Source organism: Mangrovivirga halotolerans, from assembly GCF_026241165.1.
Taxonomy (GTDB): domain Bacteria; phylum Bacteroidota; class Bacteroidia; order Cytophagales; family Cyclobacteriaceae; genus Mangrovivirga; species Mangrovivirga halotolerans.
Map to the genome: position 1 here is coordinate 486,992 of NZ_JAPFQN010000006.1, position 22,267 is coordinate 509,258.

At 33.8% G+C, this 22,267-nt stretch carries 16 protein-coding genes; 12 read left to right on the forward strand and 4 right to left on the reverse strand.

Features of this window, described 5'->3' with window-relative positions:
• Window positions 1-80: 80 nt before the first annotated feature.
• From OO013_RS13025 to OO013_RS20290, 7 genes are all read left to right on the forward strand, one after another.
• Window positions 81-2,756 (forward strand): coiled-coil domain-containing protein, encoded by a 2,676-nt coding sequence (locus OO013_RS13025; RefSeq protein WP_266057292.1) that lies wholly within the window; start codon window positions 81-83, stop codon window positions 2,754-2,756.
• Between the two features lie 2 nt (window positions 2,757-2,758).
• A complete protein-coding gene (locus OO013_RS13030) occupies window positions 2,759-3,160 on the forward strand; it encodes an ATP-binding protein (RefSeq protein ID WP_266057293.1) in 402 nt (133 codons plus the stop codon).
• On the forward strand, window positions 3,160-3,609 hold the full coding sequence (gene ybeY / locus OO013_RS13035; protein WP_266057294.1) for an rRNA maturation RNase YbeY: 450 nt from the start codon (window positions 3,160-3,162) through the stop codon (window positions 3,607-3,609). The genes OO013_RS13030 and ybeY overlap by 1 nt, the downstream gene beginning before the upstream one ends.
• Before the next feature lie 95 nt (window positions 3,610-3,704).
• Window positions 3,705-5,570 carry a tRNA uridine-5-carboxymethylaminomethyl(34) synthesis enzyme MnmG gene (gene mnmG, locus OO013_RS13040; RefSeq protein WP_266057295.1) on the forward strand — a complete coding sequence of 622 codons (1,866 nt, stop codon included), beginning with the start codon at window positions 3,705-3,707 and terminating at the stop codon, window positions 5,568-5,570.
• Window positions 5,570-6,457, forward strand: a complete 888-nt coding sequence (locus OO013_RS13045; RefSeq protein ID WP_266057296.1) for a class I SAM-dependent methyltransferase — start codon at window positions 5,570-5,572, stop codon at window positions 6,455-6,457. The genes mnmG and OO013_RS13045 overlap by 1 nt, the downstream gene beginning before the upstream one ends.
• Complete coding sequence (locus OO013_RS13050) at window positions 6,447-8,156, forward strand: Ig-like domain-containing domain (RefSeq protein ID WP_266057297.1); 1,710 nt, start codon at window positions 6,447-6,449, stop codon at window positions 8,154-8,156. Before OO013_RS13045 ends, OO013_RS13050 begins: the two co-directional genes overlap by 11 nt.
• A gap of 316 nt (window positions 8,157-8,472) precedes the next feature.
• Window positions 8,473-10,317 carry a tetratricopeptide repeat protein gene (locus OO013_RS20290; protein WP_266057299.1) on the forward strand — a complete coding sequence of 615 codons (1,845 nt, stop codon included), beginning with the start codon at window positions 8,473-8,475 and terminating at the stop codon, window positions 10,315-10,317.
• A gap of 52 nt (window positions 10,318-10,369) precedes the next feature.
• On the opposite strand, the gene rho is transcribed toward OO013_RS20290, so the two are convergent.
• Complete coding sequence (gene rho / locus OO013_RS13060) at window positions 10,370-12,046, reverse strand: transcription termination factor Rho (RefSeq protein ID WP_266057479.1); 1,677 nt, start codon at window positions 12,044-12,046, stop codon at window positions 10,370-10,372.
• Window positions 12,047-12,287: 241 nt separating this feature from the next.
• Here rho and serS point away from each other — a divergent pair, with 241 nt between their 5' ends.
• Window positions 12,288-13,559, forward strand: coding sequence for a serine--tRNA ligase (gene serS / locus OO013_RS13065; RefSeq protein WP_266057300.1), 1,272 nt, complete (start codon window positions 12,288-12,290; stop codon window positions 13,557-13,559).
• Between the two features lie 8 nt (window positions 13,560-13,567).
• Here serS and OO013_RS13070 read toward each other — a convergent pair whose 3' ends face one another.
• The 3 genes from OO013_RS13070 to OO013_RS13080 all read right to left on the reverse strand — a co-directional run bounded on the left by OO013_RS13070 (window position 13,568) and on the right by OO013_RS13080 (window position 17,619).
• On the reverse strand, window positions 13,568-14,077 hold the full coding sequence (locus OO013_RS13070) for a hypothetical protein (protein ID WP_266057301.1): 510 nt from the start codon (window positions 14,075-14,077) through the stop codon (window positions 13,568-13,570).
• A gap of 131 nt (window positions 14,078-14,208) precedes the next feature.
• Window positions 14,209-16,638 (reverse strand): zinc-dependent metalloprotease, encoded by a 2,430-nt coding sequence (locus tag OO013_RS13075; RefSeq protein WP_266057302.1) that lies wholly within the window; start codon window positions 16,636-16,638, stop codon window positions 14,209-14,211.
• A 6-nt stretch (window positions 16,639-16,644) separates the two neighbouring features.
• Window positions 16,645-17,619: a hypothetical protein gene (locus OO013_RS13080; protein ID WP_266057303.1), complete on the reverse strand. Its 975-nt coding sequence runs from the start codon at window positions 17,617-17,619 to the stop codon at window positions 16,645-16,647.
• 58 nt (window positions 17,620-17,677) lie between these two features.
• Here OO013_RS13080 and OO013_RS13085 point away from each other — a divergent pair, with 58 nt between their 5' ends.
• The 4 genes from OO013_RS13085 to OO013_RS13100 all read left to right on the forward strand — a co-directional run bounded on the left by OO013_RS13085 (window position 17,678) and on the right by OO013_RS13100 (window position 22,266).
• Window positions 17,678-18,511, forward strand: coding sequence for a patatin-like phospholipase domain-containing protein (locus OO013_RS13085; RefSeq protein WP_266057304.1), 834 nt, complete (start codon window positions 17,678-17,680; stop codon window positions 18,509-18,511).
• Window positions 18,512-18,553: 42 nt separating this feature from the next.
• Window positions 18,554-19,477, forward strand: coding sequence for a patatin-like phospholipase family protein (locus tag OO013_RS13090; protein ID WP_266057305.1), 924 nt, complete (start codon window positions 18,554-18,556; stop codon window positions 19,475-19,477).
• Entirely contained in the window at window positions 19,455-20,063 is a 609-nt protein-coding gene (locus OO013_RS13095) for a class I SAM-dependent methyltransferase (RefSeq protein WP_266057306.1), read from the forward strand. Before OO013_RS13090 ends, OO013_RS13095 begins: the two co-directional genes overlap by 23 nt.
• Window positions 20,064-20,175: 112 nt before the next feature.
• Window positions 20,176-22,266, forward strand: coding sequence for a GAF domain-containing protein (locus OO013_RS13100; protein ID WP_266057308.1), 2,091 nt, complete (start codon window positions 20,176-20,178; stop codon window positions 22,264-22,266).
• The last annotated feature ends 1 nt before the right edge of the window (window position 22,267 follow it).

A 22,267-nucleotide genomic window follows, 5' to 3' on the forward strand; every position in this document is an offset into this window, starting at 1 on the left:
CCTCATTTATAACTCAAAGTACAGAGAGACTTATCAATTTTGATAAGCACTATGTAAAACCAGCACCTTTTAATTTTGATTTGCTTACAAGTTCGCTTACCTATAAAAGAGGAGATAAGGCAATTATTTCTGTAGAACTACTCGGAGAAAAAATTCCTGACAATTGTTTCTTGGTAACACCAACCAGAACATATTCATTAAATAAAACAGAAAATAATACTTACTCATTAACAATAGAGCAAATTCAAAGAGGTTTTGATTTTTACTTTGAGGCAGCAGGTTATCAATCTCAAACATATAATTTAATAGTTGTCGATAAACCTATGATAACCTCATTAGGAATCCAGGCGGATTATCCGACCTACACAGGATTAAAGGATGAGAGTTTCAGTAATACAAATAATATAATTGTTCCAGAGGGAACCAAACTTTTATTTAAATGGCAAACGCAATTTGCTGACCAGGCAGTCATAAATGATGACACCAATAGAATTAACAAAAGTTTAGGCAAAAATATTAGCAAAATAACTTATAATAAACGCGCTATTTTCGCTCAGAATTTATCGCTTTCACTCATAGGTAAGGATGGGCAAAAAGAAATAGCCTCAAATATTGAATTATCGGTCATAAAAGATAAGTATCCTGCCATCGAACATCAAACGCAACTTGATAGTGTACTTTATTCTTATGTTATTATTGGAGGGAAATTAACTGATGACTACGGCTTAACTAGGTTGAAGCTTTTTTTTAGAAATAATCCAGAAAAGAAATACAGTAGCATAAACATTCCCATACCAAAACAAAACAACGCAGGTTTTTATTACCAGTGGAATATTGATTCCTTATTAAACTCTTCTGACTACGGCGTAGAGTACTACTTAACTGTTTGGGATAATGATGCGGTTAACGGAAGTAAAGCTACCCGCACATCAAAACAAAAGCTAAACCTTCCAAGCTCAAAAGAAATTAAAGCAGAGCTAGCTCAAAGAAAAGCGGAGACTGAATCAGGTATTCAAAAGCAAATTGAACAAGCACAAGAATTAAACAAACAGCTTAATGATGTTAACCAAAAGCTTAAAACAAAGAAAGAGCTGGAGTATAACGATAAGCAGGAAATAAAAGAGATTCTGAAACAACAAGAAGAGCTTAGAAAAGAGCTTCAAAAGATGAAAGAATCGTATAACGAATTAAATGAACAACAGAAAAGATTTAAAAAATTAGATGAAAATCTAAAAAATAAAAGTGAAATGCTACAGAAGCTCATGAATGACCTTTTGGATGATGAAACCAAAAAGTTATATGAAGAGCTTCAAAAAATGCTAGAAGAACAGTCCAATTTAAATGAAATTCAGGAACAACTGGAAAATATACAATTCAACGAGAAAGAATTGGAGCAAAATCTTGATAGAGCATTAAAATTATTTAAACAGTTACAATTTGATCTTAAACTAAAAGAAAACATTGATCAGTTAGATCAATTACAGAATGAACAACAAGAGCTATCGGAACAGAATGAGGGAAAAGAGGAGCTCGACCAACAAGAAAAAATAAAAGAAGAGTTTGATGATCTAAAAAACTCGATGGAAGAGCTCGAGGAGATCAATAATGAATTATCAAACCCCAAAAACCTGGAAAATACTAAGCAGGAACAAGAAAGCATTGAAGAAAATCTCCAAAAAAGTTTAGAAGAAATCCAGAAGAATTCAAATCCTTCAAAAGTCAATGATCAACAGAAAAAGACTAATGAAGAGATGAAAAAGATGAGGCAATCACTTTCTGGTATGCAACAAAGCATGGAAATGGAATCAATGAATGAGAATCTTGATGATTTAAGATTTCTTCTCGAAAATTTAATTAAGATAAGTAAAGATCAGGAAGAACTTTTTCAGTCTCTATCAAAACTAGACAATAGTGATCCTCGTTATAAATCACTGTCTAACAAGCAACTAGAAATAAAAAATGATTCAAAAATTATTGAAGATAGTTTGCGAAGTCTGGCATCGAGAGTTTTTGTGATTGAAGCAACTGTAACCAGAGAATTAGCTTCAATGAATAAACAAATAGATAAAGCTGTATCTCTTTTAAAAGAAAAGAAAGTTAAAGAAGCAGTAGCAGACCAACAATTTGCAATGATGCATATGAATAATCTTGCGTTGCTATTAGATGATGTAATGCAGCAAATGCAGCAGGCTATGGCTAATGCTATGGGCATGCCAAATAGTAAAGATGGAAAGCAACAGGGAATGCCTGGTTTAAAACAGCTACAACAACAATTGAGTGAAAAAATAGAGCAATTAAAGAAAAGTGGTAAAACAGGAAGGCAACTTTCTGAAGAACTTGCTCGTTATGCAGCAGAACAGGAGCGGATAAGAAGAATGATGGAAGAAATGAAGGAAGAGCTGAATAATGAGGACGGTGGTTCAGGTATCGGAGGAGATATAATAAAGAAGATGGAGGAAAATGAAGAAGACCTGGTTAACAAGAACATCACTGAAAAAACTATCGAACGTCAAAAAGAAATCATGACCCGTATGCTTGAATTTGAAAAAGCAATGAAAGAAAGGGAAATGGATGATGAACGAAAAGGAGAGACAGCTAAGGAGGATTACCAGAAAATTCCACCTTCATTTAAAAAATATATAAGGGAGATGGAGAAAGAAATAGAATTATTAAAGACAGTTCCATTAAATTTGAACCCTTATTATAAAAGAGAAGTAAATAAGTACATTAACAAAATACAAAAAACGACAAACTAACAATGAAATCTATTAAGATTGATTTTCCCTCCATTACGGAAAACATTCGCATCGTAGAAAGTTTTATAGACAATGCGAAGGAAAAATATCAATTGACAGATGAAGTTTACGGTAATATAATGGTAGCTGTAACCGAGTCTGTAAACAATGCGATCCAACATGGCAATAAGAATGTGATGGATAAAAGTGTATATTTATCACTAATATTTACCGAAGGGTCAATTCAATTTGAAATAGAAGATGAGGGTGATGGTTTCGACTACGAAACACTACCTGATCCAACGGCTCCTGAAAATATTGATAAGCCAGGTGGACGTGGTATCTTTTTAATGAAGCACCTCAGTGATGAAGTTGCTTTTGAAGATGAAGGAAAACGAGTGATATTAACTTTCTACCTGAACTAATGAACAACGCTGTCTTTTTTCACTGCGAGGACATCTCTTTTGATCTTAAATCTGAGCATCAAGTTATAGAGTGGATCAATCAGATGGCAGAATTTTACGATGTAAAAATCAATGATATCAATTATATATTTTGCTCAGACAAATATTTATTAGATATCAACAAGGAATATTTAAATCATGATTATCTGACTGACATTATCACTTTTGACAATAGAGAATCTGAAAACGATGGAATAGAAAGTGATATCTTTATTAGCATTGATCGAGTAAAAGACAACGCTGATTCTTTGGGTTTGTCGTTCAACGAAGAAATCAGAAGAGTTATAATACATGGATTTTTGCACCTGGTAGGTTTTAAAGATAAAACAGATGAGGAATCAGATAACATGAGATTAGCTGAAGACAATGCATTAAATAAATACAACAAGATGTTCCACGTGGAACAATAAATGTAAAAATCAATTAGAAGAAAAATTATTATAACTGTTCCACGTGAAACACTTTTCAAACTGTTCCACGTGGAACTATTTAATTATAGAACTATATGTTTCAAGAGTACGATGTAATTGTAGTTGGCGGAGGTCATGCAGGATGTGAGGCGGCCTATTGTGCTGCTAAAATGGGATCTAAAGTTTTATTAGCCACCATGAATATGAATACCATAGCACAAATGTCTTGCAATCCGGCAATGGGTGGCGTGGCCAAAGGACAAATAGTACGGGAGATTGATGCGTTGGGCGGAATGTCTGGGATTGTATCGGATAAATCTATGATTCAATTCCGTATGCTTAATATGTCAAAAGGTCCTGCAATGTGGTCGCCAAGAACTCAAAATGATCGAATGCGCTTTGCTGAAGAATGGCGGTTGGCTTTAGAACGAAACCCTAATGTAGACTTCTGGCAGGAAATGGTTACAGGTCTTGTTGTAAAAAACAATAAAGTTACTGGTATCCAAACATCATTAGGATTAGAAATAGGAGCAAAAGCTGTTGTCTTAACAAATGGCACCTTTTTAAATGGTCTTATTCATATAGGAGAAAAACAGTTTGGCGGTGGCAGAGCTGGAGAGCGATCAGCAAAAGGAATAACAGAACAACTGGTTTCATTGGGGTTTGAGTCTGGAAGAATGAAAACAGGTACGCCACCAAGAGTAGATGGAAGATCGCTAGATTATAGCAAAATGACAGAGCAGGAAGGAGATGTGAATCCTGGCAAGTTTTCCTTTAGTGACGAAACCAAGCCTCTTACGCAGCAAAGATCTTGTTACATAACCTATACTAGTGAGGAAGTTCATGATACTTTAAGAAAAGGATTTGACCGATCTCCTATGTTCAATGGAAGGATTCAGGGATTGGGTCCAAGATATTGCCCTTCCATAGAGGATAAAATAAATAGATTTGCTGAAAGAAATCGCCATCAAATCTTTGTTGAACCGGAGGGTTGGGACACTGTTGAGGTTTATGTAAACGGCTTTAGTACTTCTCTCCCTGAGGATATACAATACGAAGCATTAAAAAAGATTGAAGGATTTGAGAATGTGAAAATGTTCAGGCCTGGTTATGCTATTGAGTATGACTTCTTTCAACCTACTCAACTTAAAAATACACTTGAAACAAAAGGAGTAGATAATTTATATTTCGCTGGCCAGATTAATGGAACAACAGGTTATGAAGAAGCAGCATGTCAGGGACTAATGGCTGGGATAAATGCTCATAATAAAATCAATGATAAAGAGCCATTCATCCTCTCCAGAGATGAAGCATACATTGGTGTGTTAATAGATGATCTTATTAACAAAGGGACAGAAGAACCATACAGAATGTTTACCTCCAGAGCTGAATTTAGGATTCTGCTACGCCAGGATAATGCAGATCTTCGTTTGACAGATATAGGTTATAACCTTGGTCTTGCTGATGAAAAAAGGGTAGAGGAAGTGAATAAAAAAAGAACAGATCTTAAGCATTTACTTAATGACCTGAATCAAAAGAAGGTTACTCCTAAAGAAGTCAATGAAGTATTAACTGACATGAATTCTGCAAGCCTTAAGGAAAAGCAGAGCTTAAGCCAGTTAATTAAAAGGCCGGAATTGTCAATAAAAAAGGTAAAAGAGTTAACCCCTGTAACTAATGAATATCTTGATAAGTATAATGATATTATTCTTGAACAAGCAGAAATTCAAATCAAATACGATCATTATATAAACAAAGAAAAACAAATGGCGGAGAAGATGAAGAATATAGAAACGCATCGTATCCCTTCAGCATTTGATTATGATAAATTATCTGCACTCTCGGCCGAAGGAAGGGAGAAACTAAAAAAAATATCTCCGGAAACAATTGGCCAGGCTTCAAGGATTAGCGGAGTTAGCCCTTCTGATATTTCAATATTAATGGTTTATTTAGGTAAATAATGAATAGGATAAAAATAAAAGATTGCCCCATCTGTGGGCATTCTTCTTTTATAGAGGTTTTTAAATGCAAAGATAATACTGTAAGTGGAGAACTTTTTCAGCTAGTGGATTGTGCCAATTGCAAGTTTAGATTTACTAATCCAAGACCAGCTGATGAACACTTATCTGATTATTATAAAAGTGATACCTACATTTCTCATTCTGATACCAATGAGGGATTAACAAATAAAATCTATAAAAGAGTAAGAGATTTTAATCTTAAAATCAAATATAAATTAGTTAAAAAATTCTTAAATATTTCTGATCCAATTCTTCTGGATGTGGGAGCAGGAACAGGATACTTTGTTAATTTCTGCAATAAAAATGGTATGCAAGCAGATGGTTTTGAACCCGATGCAGATGCAAGAAAAGTAGCGAAAAACACCCATGGTTTTTCCTTAATTGATAATTGGGAAAAGATAAACAAGAAGTATGATGTTATCACTATGTGGCACGTCTTAGAACATGTTCCTGATCTCAAAATTCAATTGGAAAAATTGAAACAAATTTTAAAACCTCAAGGTGTACTAATCATCGCTGTACCCAATAGAGAAAGCCTGGATGAAAAACATTATAAAAGTGATTGGGCAGCATATGATGTACCAAGACATCTATACCATTTTAGAAAAAGTGATTTGATCAGATTAGCTTCTGATTTCAATATGAAATTCTTAGATGATAAACCAATGTGGTTTGATGCACCTTACGTTTCTATACTCAGTGAAAAACACAAAGAATCAAATTTAGCTACAGTAAAAGGAACTATCTTTGGTACTATATCCAATGTAGCATCGATATTTACAAACCAGCAATCAAGTAAAATATATATTTTTAGAAATGAGAAATAAATACTTTTTAATATTCATCTTCATCCTCATCATTTCTTTATTTGGAAATTCATGTGCTAACCAGGTTCCACCAACTGGGGGACCGCAAGATACTATACCTCCGGAACTAATTAGTATTTATCCAGAAGACCAGTCGACTAATGTAAATCCAAACGAAATTATATTAGAATTTAATGAGGACATAAAAGCAAATAAGATAAAAGAAGAACTTATCATAAGTCCAAGAATTGAAGATTATACTTATAGTGTTAAGAGAAATAGATTAACAATAACCATTAACGATGAACTTGATTCAAACACGACTTACACCTTCAACTTTAGAGAAGCAGTTGGTGATCTGACTGAAGATAACAGTCCGGAGAATTTATTCCTCGCCTTCAGTACAGGATCCTATATCGATTCGCTTTCAATAGAAGGTAAAATAAAAGATCTGTTTACAGGTGAACCTTCCAAACAAGTTATTGTTGGATTATATATTCCGAACGATACGGCGGATTTCAGGGAAGTTAAACCCAGATATGTAATCGAATCAAATGATTCAGGTTTATATAAATTCACAAATATCAAAAACGGAAAATATTTACTTAGAGCTATAAAAGATCAAAATCGAAATCTTTTGTTAGAATCAAATTCAGAATCATTTGCTTTTATACCTGACACATTAGACCTAGATTCTTCATTGGATCAAGTGAATATGGATATGATAAAAATCAATATCCAGGATATAAAATTAAATAATGCAAGACCCGATGGATTAAACTTTACAGCTAATTATAATAAAGGTATAAGTATAGAAAAAATAGAAAGTCTCAATGATAAGCAAGTACCACCTTTCAGTTTATCTCCAAATTATAAGAAAGTAATATTTTATCCTGACACCACGATGATAGATAGTATCCACACAATAATTACTGTCTCAGATTCGATTGATAATATAGCGAGCGATACGATATGGATAAAACATCGACCTTCACGAAGAGGAAGTGAAGAATTTACTATAGATATTAATTCTGATAGAAAATTAGTATTACGAAATACTATATACTCAGAAATAATATCTAATAAACCAATAAAGAATATAATAAATGATAGTATTAAACTTTATCTAGATACTGTCCTTATAGATAAAAGTAAATATCAGATAAATACATCCCTTATTAATGAGTACAACACAGTTGCTGCTACTACAATTCTATTTAATGATACCTCTTTTATATATGATATAATTAAATATGATACTTTAAATAAAATAAACAGAAACAAAGTTTTTTTAAATTATAGTAACGGTACTTTTACATCAATAAGGAATGATTCGTCTCAGAAATTAAATCAACCATTTTTATTTCCAAACAGAGACAAATATGCAATTCTATCAGGAGCTATCGAAAATCTATCATCGGGTGCGATTATTCAACTACAAAAAAATAAGAATATAGCGTATGAAAAATATGTAACCGAAGATAATCCGGAATACAGGTTTGAATTTGTAGAGCCAGGTAAATACACGATGAGAATAATTGTAGATAAAAATAATAACAGACGACATGATATTGGAAATATCTTGAAAGGAATACTTCCTGAACCAATAATAAATAATGTGAAGGAATACAACTTAAGAGAAAAATGGGAATATAATGGTGAGAATTTTAATATGGATATCCTGTTGAAAACTAACTCACCAAATGTGGATAAAGGTTAATAACCTGGCTACCCTTTCAACATCCACAATAAAATAAAAGTTATCCCTAAAAACGAATACTCAATCCACAGACAAATGTTGGAAAGAGTTATAGACAAATAGGTTCTAAACAATATCAACATTAGTGGATAACTTTTATACATTATACATTCTGAGAAATAAACATAGAAATAAATAAAACAGAGAAGTGGATAAGTATGTAGAGAAAAAATGAGTAAATTAATAGGAGGTAGTTTTCCACAAATCCACAGTATAATAGTTTTTAATAATCTTTTTTTAAATAATATATATTAATATATATAGGGGAGTTGAATTTGTGAATAAGTTAAAAAACGTCATATTCTATTCAGTTTTATTATTCTTTATACAGATAATAATAATTGCTCAAGACCGCGACCGAATTGCGCTTGCCGATTCATATTATAAAGAAGGATCTGTTGATAAAGCTTTGACGATTTACAGAGATCTTTCCGGATCTCGACTCAACACTACACTTATCCACAAAAACTATTTTGATCTTTTATTAAATAAAGCACTTTATGATGAGGCACAAGTACATTTGGATAAGCTGATCAAAACCAATCCTGATAATATTTTTTTTCAAATTGATCAGGGCATTCTATATAAATACATGAATAAAGATAGAAAGCTGCAAGATCATATGGATATGTTGGTAAATCGAATTGCCTATAATCCTTCTCAAGTTCAGATGGCTGCACATTATATGGTCAGAAATGATTTATCTGACTATGCTGTAAAATCATATTTAAAAACCAGGGATGTAACCGGCAAGCCTGATATGTATGCAATTGACCTAGCCAACATATACCGAATTTTGAATAGAAAAGATGAAATGGTAAATGAGTTTCTACTTTTCGCAGAACAAAATCCTCAGAATATATCCTACATTAAACGAGTTTTCCAGGTATATCTTACTGAAGATGATTTTCCTAGTTTGAAACAATTGTTGATCGACAGGATTCAGAAAGATCCGAACAATTATTTATATAATGATCTGCTGGTTTGGGTTCATATCCAGATGAATGATTTCTTTGGTGCTTATATTCAGGCCAGAGCTTTTGATAAGAGGAGAGGAGCCAAAGGACAAATAGTATTAAATCTTGGAAATACTGCAAGGGCGAATAAGCAATATGAGATAGCTGAGAAGAGCTATCAGTATGTAATGGAGCAATACCCTGATAAGGACCATTCGAACTACGTGATAGCCAAGAAAAGCCTTATAGAGGTAAAGCAGGAAATAGTCATTAACACCTATCCTATAGATAGTGTTAGAATCAAAGATCTGATCATAGCATATTCTGAATTAAAAGAGGAGATCGGAATTAATAATTATGTACTGGAGGGGTTAAAAAATAAAGCATATTTACAGGCTTTTTATATGGGTAATGTAGATGAAGCAGTTGAAACATTAAAGTTTGTGATCAATTATCCCGGAGTAAAAAAAGAGCTTAGGGACGAGGCCAAATTAGATCTTGGAGATATTTATCTTCTAAAAAAAGAACCCTGGGAAGCAACCTTACTATATGGACAAGTAGATAAAGCAAATAAAGAAAGTGATATAGGATATCGGGCAAAATTACGGAATGCTAAACTATGGTACTATAGTGGAGATTTTAATTTAGCAAAATCTCAACTCGATGTATTAAAAGAAGCCACCTCAAGAATAATATCCAACGATGCAATGGAATTGAGTTTGTTAATTCAGGATAACCTGGCTTATGATACATCTTCAGTAGCATTACAACGTTTTGCAAAAGCAGATCTTTATATATTTCGGGGGCAGTTAGACAGCGCTGAAAATATTTATACTGAGATAATAAAAGAATATCCTGAGGATCCAATCATAGACGAAGCTCATTATCAACTGGGAAGAATTTATAAAATAACTAACAGATACGAAAAAGCGATTGAAGAATTTAATCTCGTTATTGAAAATTATGCCTATGATATAAAGGGTGATAATGCTCTTTACGAAAAAGGTATCCTGCTTGAAGAAAGAATAGGAAACGCTGAAGAGGCAATTACGATATATCTTGAGTTTTTAAAAAAATATCCGGCGAGTGTATACTCGACAGATGTCCGAAGGAGATTACGAATCTTAAGAGAAGGAGATCAGAAGTCAGATTCAGGATCTATTTAAAATAAAGAAGGCCAGTCAGCGACTGGCCTTCTTATATATATTTTATAAGTAATTATCCATTCATGGAAAGAAGAAATTCTTCATTACTTATTGTTCCTCTCATTTTACTTAAAAGGAAATCTATTGCCTCATTAGAATTCATGTCAGACATGTATTTTCTGAGAATCCAGATTCGCTGTAATTCTTCTCTGTCTATTAATAGATCTTCTTTACGAGTTCCCGATGCCATAACATCAACAGCAGGATAAACGCGCTTATTAGATAATTTTCTATCAAGCTGAAGTTCCATGTTACCAGTACCTTTGAATTCTTCAAAGATTACTTCGTCCATTTTAGAACCCGTATCAATAAGTGCAGTTGCTATTATAGTTAAACTACCACCATTTTCTACATTACGCGCTGCTCCAAAAAATCTCTTAGGTTTATGAAGAGCGTTAGCATCAACACCACCTGATAATATTTTTCCTGAGCTAGGAACAACAGTATTATATGCTCGTGCAAGTCTGGTAATTGAATCCAACAGAATCACAACGTCATGACCTGACTCAACAAGTCTTTTAGCTTTTTCCAGCACCATGCTCGAAACCTTAACGTGGCGTTCTGCCTGCTCATCAAATGTTGAAGAAATTACTTCACCATTAACGCTTCGCGCCATATCGGTTACTTCTTCAGGACGCTCATCAATAAGCAAGATCATTAAATAGCATTCCGGATGATTTTCAGCAATTGCATTGGCAATTTGTTTTAGCAGAACAGTTTTACCAGTTTTCGGCTGAGCAACGATCATTCCACGTTGTCCTTTACCGATTGGGGCAAACATATCCAAAATTCTAACACTGTAGTTATCCGGGCGAGTGCTTAGTTTAAGTCTTTCTTCTGGAAATAGCGGAGTTAGATATTCAAATGGAATTCTATCCCTGATTTCTTCAGTAGTCTTTCCATTAACAGTTTCAACTCTCAAAAGAGCAAAATACTTTTCACCTTCTTTCGGAGGCCTGATCTGACCACGAACAGTATCTCCTGTTTTAAGGCCAAAAAGTTTAATTTGAGATGGAGAAACATAAATATCATCCGGGCTAGCCAGATAATTATAATCAGATGATCTTAAAAATCCGTAACCATCCTGCATGATTTCGAGAACGCCTTCATTGATGATAACGCCTTCAAATTCTTTCACGCTGAATGCTTCAGAACCATTTGATTTTTGATTACTTCTTCGTCCCTGGTTTTTGCTATCTCTACTATCTCTGCTATCTCCTTTATCTCTATCTCTACCTTTGGAACTAATATCTTTATTATAAGATTCTCTAGATGAACTTTTAGAGTCGGAATGCTTTTTTGAACCGCTTTCAGAAGATTTTTTCTTTTCATCATCAAACTTTGTGATGCTTTCGTCTACTTTCATGTCAAAATCTTCCAGGGTTTCATCAGCAGATTTTTCGCCGGAACTTTCTTTTTTGTTACTCGTTGCTACGGGTTGCTTAGTTACGTTTGCTCTTTTAATACGCGTTCTCGGTCTTTTGCTAGGTTTTTCCTGATCTTTGGATGGGCTACTGTCTTCAGATTTGTCTTTCTTCGAAGCTTTTGAAGGATTTACAGCTTGCTCATCAAGAATGGCGTAGATAAGATCTTTTTTGTTTAACTTTTTAAAACCCTTAATCTCGAGTTTTTCTGCAATTTCCTTCAATTCTGAAAGAAGTTTCAATTGCAATTCTTCAATGTTGTACATATACATTAATAAAACAGGAGTGTTTAAGATGATTATTTAAAAATAACCAATAGGTAAATTTGATTTATTGAAATTTAGATGTGATACTGGGCGACAGATCTGCCCCCCGTGTATTGCAATATTATACTAAGCTCTTGGCTTTAACAAATTATTTTAAGTTTAATTTAATAAAATTAAATCTGTTTTCCTACGATATGAAAAATGGTTTAATTTTAGGCGGAAATTTAAATACGAATTAAAAATGTTAGAAATACAACGGGTACAACAAAATAAATCTGATGCAATTGCCGGATTGAAAAAAAGAGGAATCAGTAATGCAGAGGAATTACTTGACAGAGTTATTACCCTGGATCAAAAGCGAAAAGATACTCAGACTAAACTTGATAGTATTTTAAGTGAGTCTAAAACTTTGGCCAAAGATATTGGTCGTTTAATGAAAGAAGGTAAAAAAGATGAAGCTAATGCTATAAAAGAAAAAACTTCTGTTTTAAAAGAGGAAAGTAAAAAACTAGCTGAAGATCAAAAAAATATTGAGAATGAATTGATCAAAGCGCTATATGATATCCCAAATGTACCTCATGATAGTGTGCCCGCCGGAACCAATGAAGAAGATAATGAGGAAGTAAGAAGTTGGGGAACTATTCCGGAACTTCATGAAAATAATAAACCACACTGGGACCTAATTAAAGATTATGACATTATTGATTTTGACCTGGGTGTAAAGATAACCGGTGCAGGATTTCCAGTATATAAAGGAAAAGGGTCAAGATTACTTAGAGCAATGGTCAATTTTTTCCTGGATGAAGCGGCAGAAGCAGGTTATATCGAAGTGCAACCTCCGTTGGTTATCAATGAAGCGAGTGGTATTGGAACTGGTCAGCTTCCTGATAAAGAAGGACAGATGTACCACATTACCGAAGATGATCTCTATTTAATTCCAACCGCCGAGGTACCGATTACCAATATGTACAGAGATGTGATTGTAAAACCAGCAGACCTTCCTATAAAAAATGTAGGTTATACTCCTTGTTTCAGACGTGAAGCCGGATCCTGGGGAGCACATGTTAGAGGATTAAACAGGTTGCACCAATTTGATAAAGTTGAAATAGTTCAGATAACCAAACCAGAAGATTCATATTCGACTCTAGAAAAAATGTGTGAACATGTTGAAGGATTATTGAAAAAACTGGAACTTCCTTATAGAGTCTTAAGGTTATGTGGCGGGGATTTAGGTTTTACCTCGGCTCTAACTTATGATATGGAAGTATATAGCGCTGCACAAAAAAGGTGGTTAGAGGTAAGTTCAGTTAGTAATTTCGAAACCTATCAGGCCAACAGGTTGAAATTGAGGTATAAAAATGAAAATAATAAAACTCAACTACTTCATACATTAAACGGAAGTGCGCTTGCGCTACCGAGAATTCTTGCCGCAGTTATAGAAAACAACCAGGATGAAAAAGGTATAAAAATACCCGATGTTCTGCAAAAGTACACCGGGTTTGACAGGATCTGATCCTGATATTATTTTAAAGAAGACATCGAGCTGATCAGGTTTTTAACCTGGTTTTTGCTCGATTTATATGTTTTATATAAATACCTCTGAGTCTTTTTAAATTTTATTGCATTCAGAATCGATCGTGAAAGATTTTCACCTGTAATATTTTGATCAAGAAGGTAATCCTGAATGTTAAATGAATAAAATTCCTTGTAGTTATCATGCTTGATCAAAGTCACAGCTATGTTTTCTGTGTCTTTGTTTTTTTGGAGATCTTCTAGCATTTGCTCTATCTCCACTTTATCCAGATTTTCATCATCGATAACAATGCATTTGGGTTTTAAACTCAGAGCCTTTTGTAAGGATTCTTTAAGATCAAATGCTGTATCAAAATTAAATGATATTGATCTTATTTTTTTTAAAAACTGAATTAGTTGACTTAAATAGCCCGGATTGTTTCCTACAAATAATACTCTTAGATCTTTTCCGTCAAGTATAGAATTGTAATCGTTTAAAGTTAAGGTTTTGGTTTTCATATTCTTATAATTTGTATTCCTAAAACGATCAGGGGGCATATATGGTTCTTATATCTAATCTGTTTTCGACGAATAAAAGAACCCTCATATTAAATATAATTATTTCAACATAATTTTTCAGTTTTTAAATGTTAATTTTCCTTAAGTGCGATATTAATTATCCTTTGTAATGCACTACTATAATCAGCAAATTCTCCTCGAGAAACCTGACGGTTAATTACTGTAAGATCATCCTTCAATCTATTTAATGCTGCTGTAGCGGCTACTTTAATGTTTAAATGTGTACTGTCGTTTTCTGAATCAATAAATTTTGCAAGTGTATTGATGTATTGCATTTGTAATGCCTGTCTGAAATTATCTGGCTTGTTTCTGGAACTAAATTCTTCGAATAAACTTTCTTCAAGATCAACAAAAAACTCATTAACACTATACTGATCATCTCCATGTTTTGACTCTAAGTCAATCATTCGTTTAAGTCGATCCTCGTTCATTAAACCTTTTAATACACTTAATTGAGCAGATGAAATTCTTTCAATATTATCATGATCATCTATTTTTTCCAGAACATTTTTGTTTAGGAGCCATTTTGGTGTTTTGAATCCATTCTCATAAACAAAATTCAATGTGTTTTTTTGTCGGGCCTTGGTTATTGGAACAAACATAGGTCCTTCCTGACCAAAAACTTTCGGCTGTCTGAAAACTCCTCCGACATTATTAGCGGAGTGAAAAAGATATCTTCTCCATTGTCCGATAACCTGGTTATATAATTCTTCAAGTTGCGAATAGTCCTCACCTTCTTCGAAAGTCCATTCATTTAATTTAGGGACGATTTTTTTAAGATTGGCAATACCATAATTTCCTGCTTTAACCGGGTCGTTTCCTAAATCTTCAGTTTGTGAAGTAGGATCAATAATATTTCTTTGTTGAGGACCATAACGATAAATAAGTGAATCGCCCTGATCTAAAAGCCAGTCATTTAGTATCTCATTTTGAGTTTTCTGGTCTGCATCAGGAAAATATCGATAAGCCCATTCGATTGAGTGAAAATCATATGGACCGATTTTAGGCAAAAAAGAAACTCCTTTATCTTCTGGTTGAGCGATATAATTAAATCTTGCATAATCCATAATTGATGGAGCAGTGCCCATTTTTGCTGTAAACTCTGCTGATCGTAACGAATCTACCGGATAGGCATAACTGGATCCCATATTATGTGGCAAACCCAATGTGTGACCAACTTCATGTGCAGAAACAAATCTGATTAGTTTCCCCATAACATCATCTTCAAACTTTACTTTACGTGCTTCCGGGTTTGCTGCAGCAGTTTGAATGAAGTACCAATTTCTTAGGAGGTTCATTACGTTGTGGTACCAGATAATATCTGACTCAAGAATTTCTCCGGTACGAGGATCATGAACATGAGGGCCCATAGCATTTTGAATAGGATTACTTACGTATCTTATTACTGAATATCTCACATCTTCAGGGCTCCAGTAAGGGTCTTCTTCTTTACTAGGAGGATCTTTAGCAATAATTGCATTTTTAAACCCGGCTTTTTCAAAAGCGATTTGCCAGTCCTCAACACCCATTTTAATGTATTTTCTCCATTTTTCAGGAGTAGCAGGATCTATATAATATACTATTGGTTTTACTGGTTCGCTTAATTCTCCATTTTTATAAGCCTCTATATCTTTGGGGACTAATTTCCATCTAGTTATGAATCTTTTAGCTTCAGCTTTTTGTTCATCAAGACCATAATCGTATTGTCTAACACTAAAAAACCCTACACGTTGATCATAATCTCTTTTTTGCATTGGAATTTCCGGCAGTTCGATAAAACTCTGATTCATTTCCAGAGATAGTGACTGACTAAGAGTATTATCCGGAAGTTTATTTCCTTCATAAGTTAAAACATGACGGATCTCTACATTTTCAGGAAAACTTTTTATTCGTTTAACGAAACTTCTTGACCCATCTAACTTCTTAATCCCAAACTCTTTTCTTTGATCATCATCAAGAGGTCCTATAAGATTAATATCCTCGGTAAATAGTGAAGTGGCATCAAAAACATAGCCGCTATCTGAGCTTATTGTTTTAATTTCAAATGATTTAATAATCGGTTCAAAATTGTTATTTCTTACTGATTCATAAATTGGATATTCATTGTCAGCGACTGAGTTATATGATACAGAGCGTAACAAAATATTGTTATTTTGTTTTTCCCACCTGATCACTTGCTGGGGCCTTGACCGCATACCAGCACCTCCGAAATTAAAATTTTGAATTGTACCGGATATTCTGCTTACCACAAGAATTTCTTTATCCAGCAAATTTTCATCTATTTCGAAAAAGATTTTTCCGTCCTTTTTCTCATATACTTTAAAAAGGCCTTGATGCACACTATCTTCAGCAGTGATTATTTCAGAAAAGGGTTTTAAACCATTATCGGATTGTTCAGTTTTATCTTTATCCTTTTTCTTTTTTTTTCTTTTCTGGCCATATGTATCAAAATCTGCTATTATCAGAACCAGCAGAAAACCAGCAAAAAATAAGTTTTTCATTATTGCTTATTGATTAGTTATACCTTTTAAATGATTTTTCAGGGCTTGTTGCCATGTTTCAGCTCCATCCCATTCAGGGCCCAGATGTATATCACCATCTGACAATTGTCGGATATAATATTTAAACATCACATTATCAGGGATGTTTTCATATTTATAACCCAAGATCTTTTTAAGATCGTGTTCACTTCCATATGATGGAATTAAAATAAACTTAAATCCTTTTCTCGCAAGAACATCTTCCTCTGTACCCGGTTCTGTAAGTTCATATTCAAAAGGATATAATTCCATTATTTGCTCAAGTTCTTCATTAGCCCTCTCTATGGCATTTTGTTCTTCCGGATCTTCAGAAATATAGTGAAATTTTGGTACTGCCAGCTTAAAGCTTTGAAGATTAATGTTATAGTTGTCGAATCTTTTGGCTTCGAAAGGGTTGGTATAGTTATAGAATAATGGTTCATCAGGAATCAAAAGGTTTTTTCTTTTTTCATCCTGTCGAATAACTTTCCTGGCTAATTTTGATGATAATCCTTTTATTGATGGATCTGTTTCTGTGTAAGTTTTTAAGGGCAGATTTCCAAATAAAAGCTTATCAAGCGGAATTAATCTGAAATTCCATAAATTTTTATCGAAATATATCCAGGCTATATATCCTATTTCACGGAGTTCATAGTATTTCTTAAAATTCTTAAAAAAATCTTTTGTACCTAGCACTGTAGAAAAACGATAATAGGCTGATAAGTCGACTCCAGCTTCTTTAAGAGGCTTATGGAACTGGGCAGCAATTTTAAACCATGACTCATCAGAATTTCTATCATCTATTAAAACAATCAGCTGTTCGGATCTGAGATCGTCCGGAAAAGGTAAAGAGTTGGTCTCTTTTTGTATGCGTGTAATATTTGCCTGGTTAAAGCTATACTGAGCACACACCGGGGCACTTAAAATGGTGTAAATTAGCAATGAAAGATAAGATATACGCATATTCAATTTTTTGAACTTTTATTATTAACCGAATTTTTCATTCAGCTATTGTAAAATTATGAAAAGATTTCGATTACACATTTTTTTGTTTTTTCTAGTAAGTAATCTCGGTTTTTCCCAAGATATAGAAAAAGAAGTATTTGATTACTATACCAAAGTATCAAACCCGGTTGTTATTAATAGACCAAGCGGATCTCATGGTATAGTGGTTTTGCATAATATCCTCAGCGAAGCTGTTAATGAAAAGCTTGAAGAACTAGACGGCAAAACTTCACAACAGTATGATATTAGTGCGAACGATCATACTTATCGTGGTCAAAATATTTTTGGAGCAGCTGATGGCAAGTCTAAAGATATTGTTTTGATTACTGTACCTGTTGATCAGAAATATCAAGAAGTTTATGATAACTCTTTATCCATTGCAATTGTAAAAGGTTTAATGAAAGAGCTTTCAGAAGATAAAAGTAAATTTACTTATATATTTCTTTTTGCAGACGGAAGTATGTACAATGATTCTGGATACGAGTATTTTTTAAAGAATGGTGACCTGGATTTTGAAAGAGTAAAGTTTCATATCGCCATTAAAGCAGCAACCATTGATCCGACAATAAAAAATCACATTTTAGCTACATATAATCATCCTGGTATCGAACCTTATCTTCCTGGTTCGGCTATGACTTTACTGTTCGATGGATCTTCTATCGTTAATGAAATAACTGGAAAACCACTTCCTAATTTCCAGGTTTATCCAATGCTTCAAAGCAGATCTGAAGAAGGGGTAAAAAACATGATTGGTATTGCTTATCCTTTAATAAAGAATATCATTGATGAAATCGATGGAGAGAAAAAAGCATTAGAGGTAGATGAAAGTATGTTAGCATCTTCTAATTAATAAGTTTTTCATTAAATTGTTGGCAAACTTAAATTATTAAGAATGTCAACCAAAAAAGTCGGATTAGTTTTATCAAGTGGAGGCGCCCGAGGTATTGCACACATTGGTGTAATAGAAGCTATAGAAGAAGCCGGAATGGAAATCACCGGAATTTCAGGCAGTAGTATCGGTGCATTAATCGGCGCATATTATTCAAGCGGACATTTAAAAACTTATAAAGACTGGGTATGCTCTCTTGATAGAGTTTCAGTTTTACGTTTGATGGATATAACCCTCAATTCAAGAGGATTTATGCGCGGAGAAAAAGTATTCCGTGAACTTGAAAAATTTATTCCCGACGTGGAAATTGAAAATCTCAGAATTCCCGTTTCAATCACAGCGGTTGATTTTCATGGTGCAAAAACGAAAGTTTTTTCTACAGGAAGTATGATTGATGCCTTGAGGGCAACTGTAGCAATTCCAACTGTGTTAACTCCTTATCAAATTGGTGAAATTGAATATATTGACGGGGGTGTGCTTAATCCTCTTCCGATCGATTGCCTTCCACCAGGCGATTACGACTTAATTGTAGCTGTAGACATTAATTCCAGAGTTACTTACCATCCGCCCAAAGGATTTATATCTAACCCACAAGAAGAGAGTAAAACATTAATGATCTTTCAGAAAGCTGTTGCAAAGTGGTATAATAATGCTACAGGAGGTGATGGGGCTTCTAAAGAATCTAAAAAGCCAGCAAAGAAGTTGGGAATGCTTGACTTGATGAAGGAAAGCATAGATTTAATGCAAAACCGGATCACTGAATTAACTATAGATCAATATCCTGTTGATATTTTAATAGAAGTTTCAAAGAAAGCCGGCTCTACTTTCGACTTCCACAGAGCAGATGAATTTATTGCACATGGCAAGGAACTTATGTCTGAAAAGCTGGAAGAATATATGAAAAATGAAGGTCAACTATATGAATGAGGAAATAAGCTCATTCGGTAATACAGACATCTACTTGCTGGATCAAATATTGAAAGGCAGATTTAAAAAAAGCAATAAAATTTTAGATGTCGGTTGCGGTGAAGGACGAAACCTCACCTGGTTCTTAAGAAATGCCTTTGATGTGTACGGAATAGATGCTAATCCATCAGCAATTCAAATGCTCCGTTTTTATTCTGCTTCTCAAAATGAGAAATACAAAGATGAAAAGGAGCGGTTTATAATTGGCTCTGCAGGAGATCTCCCATTTGCGCCAAATCAATTCGATGTTATAATACATAGTGCAGTTGCTCATTTTTCAGAAAATAAAAGCCAGTTCATAAATTGGTGGGAGGAAGCGCTGAGAGTATTAAAACCAAATGGAATTTTTTTTATGAGAACTGCAGTAAGATGTTTTGTTAAGGAGAGCGATGACAATGTGCCTTTTACTTTTATCCCAGATTATAGCCTCATTGAATTATTAGTGTCAAATCATGAGCTATTAGAACCTCTCAAAATCGTAGAAGTACCATCAAAAAAACGAGAAATGGCGACAATAATTTTTAAAAAAGTATCATCTATCGCTTAGTTGTAATATATTCATCGATATTGATTAAAGAGATTATTCTTTTTAATCTACTTTTATGCATTATTTTTAAGAGGTAAGAATTTTTTAGTTAACGGATCCTACTTTTAATCAGATGATACGATTCAATTCTCTCAGGACAAGACTTATTGCCAGTTTTTTACTTGCATTCATTTTTAGTTTATTGATTTTTATTTTTCTGGTATGGGGAGATTTCGCTGCCAGGAAAAACATTCAAAATGGAATCGTAGCTACAGAAGAAATAAACGCAAGTTTGTCTGCGATTAAAAACAGTGTTAATGAAGCAATTCCGTTAGTCGTTTTAAACAGGACAATAACTTCCAATTCTAAAAGAAATGAGCAGGAAATACTTAAGCAGGCTAAAAACCACATTACTGCAATAGACTCAATGTGGAAGCAACTTCCTTCTGAAGCGCAGGTATACAAAACCTCATTCATTAATATAAAGAATGATTTAAATCAGATCAGCACAAATATTGGCTTATTAGGAAAAGCTATTGATAATGAAGAAAAAGTTGAGAATAGAATCGCTCAATTAACTTTTGAGACAGACTCAATTACTGGGCTAATTTCTAAGGAAGAAGTTAATCTTCAGCTAGATCAATTATCTTCAAGTATCTCCTCTAATCCTGCATGGTCAGAATACTACCTGGAGAATATTGTAGAAAAGCAAAATAAATTAAATGAAGAGCTTGAGGAAGTAGCTAAAGGACTACATGAAATTCGAATTGAAAAAACGGAAGAAACACTATCTACTTTGAATAGAAGATTTTACATCGGTATCTTTCTTACATTCTTATTTGCAATTTTAGTTTCAGTTTTGACTTTCATAGTACAAAGGAACATAAATGAAATCATTGCCAGGATAAATAAGCGTGTTAGCGAATTAAGCAAGGGTAATTTGCCAAAAACCCGCGCATCGAGATTGAAAGAAACTGCCGAAATTCATGATTCTATAAATAAGCTTACCGAAAATCTTAAGTCTGTTAAATCTTTTGCATTAGAGGTGGGCCAGGGACATTTTGATAATTCTATTACGGTTTTTGAAGAAGGTAGCGAACTGGGAGATTCTTTAGCAGAAATGAGAGATAGTCTAAAGGTAGTTTCTGATGATGCGGAAAAGAGAAATTGGGCGAACCGAGGATATGCAGAATTTGGTGACATTCTCAGAAAGCACTCTGATGACATCAAACTACTCGGACAGGAATTGATCACTTCCCTTGTAAAATATCTGGATATAAATCAAGGAGGAATATTTATTGTAAATGGGATAGAAGATCAGAATGAAGAGATTACCATTAATCTCGCAGGAGCATACGCATTTGACAGACAAAAATTCCTTCAGCAAGAATTAATTCCAGGAGAAGGGTTAGTGGGCCAATGTTATTTGGAAGGAAAATCAATCTATCTCAAGGATATTCCACAAAATTATGCAACGATTAAATCAGGACTTGGAGGAGCTACACCATCTGCCTTATACATAGTTCCGTTAAAAGTAAACGATGTTGTTTATGGAATAATCGAATTGGCTTCATTTAATGAGTTCGAAAAGCACGAAATGGAATTCATTGAAAATCTTTCTGAAAACATAGCATCAGCAATTTCATCTGTAAAGATTAATCAAAACACTAAAAAGCTTCTTGCCGAATCACAGGAAATGACTGAACAAATGCGATCTCAGGAAGAAGAGATGAGACAAAATATGGAAGAACTTCAAGCTACTCAGGAAGAGATGATGAGGGGTTCCCAGGAAATTCAGAAAAAAGAAACCAGGTATAAAAGCACGTTCAATAGCATAGAAGAAGGAATCATTTTATTAGACACAGAGTATAGTGTTTTAATGGTTAATAAAGCTGCGAAAATGGAGTTTCCTTTTACCATCGACGAAGGAATTAACTTTCTCAATTGCCTGCCCCCATCATTAGATAAGGCTCAATGGAAAAATTATTTTGACCATGCGTTTAAAGGTCAAAAACAAAGTTTTGATAATAGTATAATAGATGGAAACCCTGACACTAATCATGAATTAAAAATATATCCAATCGAAGTTGAAGGAGTTGTAGATTCGATCGCAATATATTCCAGGATTCAGGATAATACTGAAATGAAGTTGAACGGAAAAGAACCGAGCCAGGAAGATATAGAAAAGCTTAAAAATATTTATAAAGGACTGAAAGGGAAATAAA

Bases quoted from the DNA above. Each gene is read 5' to 3' on its own strand.
- OO013_RS13030 (WP_266057293.1), top strand. From the start codon at position 2,759: ATGAAATCTATTAAGATTGATTTTCCCTCCATTACGGAAAACATTCGC.
- ybeY (WP_266057294.1), top strand. From the start codon at position 3,160: ATGAACAACGCTGTCTTTTTTCACTGCGAGGACATCTCTTTTGATCTT.
- mnmG (WP_266057295.1), top strand. From the start codon at position 3,705: ATGTTTCAAGAGTACGATGTAATTGTAGTTGGCGGAGGTCATGCAGGA.
- OO013_RS13045 (WP_266057296.1), top strand. From the start codon at position 5,570: ATGAATAGGATAAAAATAAAAGATTGCCCCATCTGTGGGCATTCTTCT.
- OO013_RS13050 (WP_266057297.1), top strand. From the start codon at position 6,447: ATGAGAAATAAATACTTTTTAATATTCATCTTCATCCTCATCATTTCT.
- rho (WP_266057479.1), bottom strand. From the start codon at position 12,046: ATGTACAACATTGAAGAATTGCAATTGAAACTTCTTTCAGAATTGAAG.
- serS (WP_266057300.1), top strand. From the start codon at position 12,288: ATGTTAGAAATACAACGGGTACAACAAAATAAATCTGATGCAATTGCC.
- OO013_RS13070 (WP_266057301.1), bottom strand. From the start codon at position 14,077: ATGAAAACCAAAACCTTAACTTTAAACGATTACAATTCTATACTTGAC.
- OO013_RS13075 (WP_266057302.1), bottom strand. From the start codon at position 16,638: ATGAAAAACTTATTTTTTGCTGGTTTTCTGCTGGTTCTGATAATAGCA.
- OO013_RS13080 (WP_266057303.1), bottom strand. From the start codon at position 17,619: ATGCGTATATCTTATCTTTCATTGCTAATTTACACCATTTTAAGTGCC.
- OO013_RS13085 (WP_266057304.1), top strand. From the start codon at position 17,678: ATGAAAAGATTTCGATTACACATTTTTTTGTTTTTTCTAGTAAGTAAT.
- OO013_RS13090 (WP_266057305.1), top strand. From the start codon at position 18,554: ATGTCAACCAAAAAAGTCGGATTAGTTTTATCAAGTGGAGGCGCCCGA.
- OO013_RS13095 (WP_266057306.1), top strand. From the start codon at position 19,455: ATGAAGGTCAACTATATGAATGAGGAAATAAGCTCATTCGGTAATACA.
- OO013_RS13100 (WP_266057308.1), top strand. From the start codon at position 20,176: ATGATACGATTCAATTCTCTCAGGACAAGACTTATTGCCAGTTTTTTA.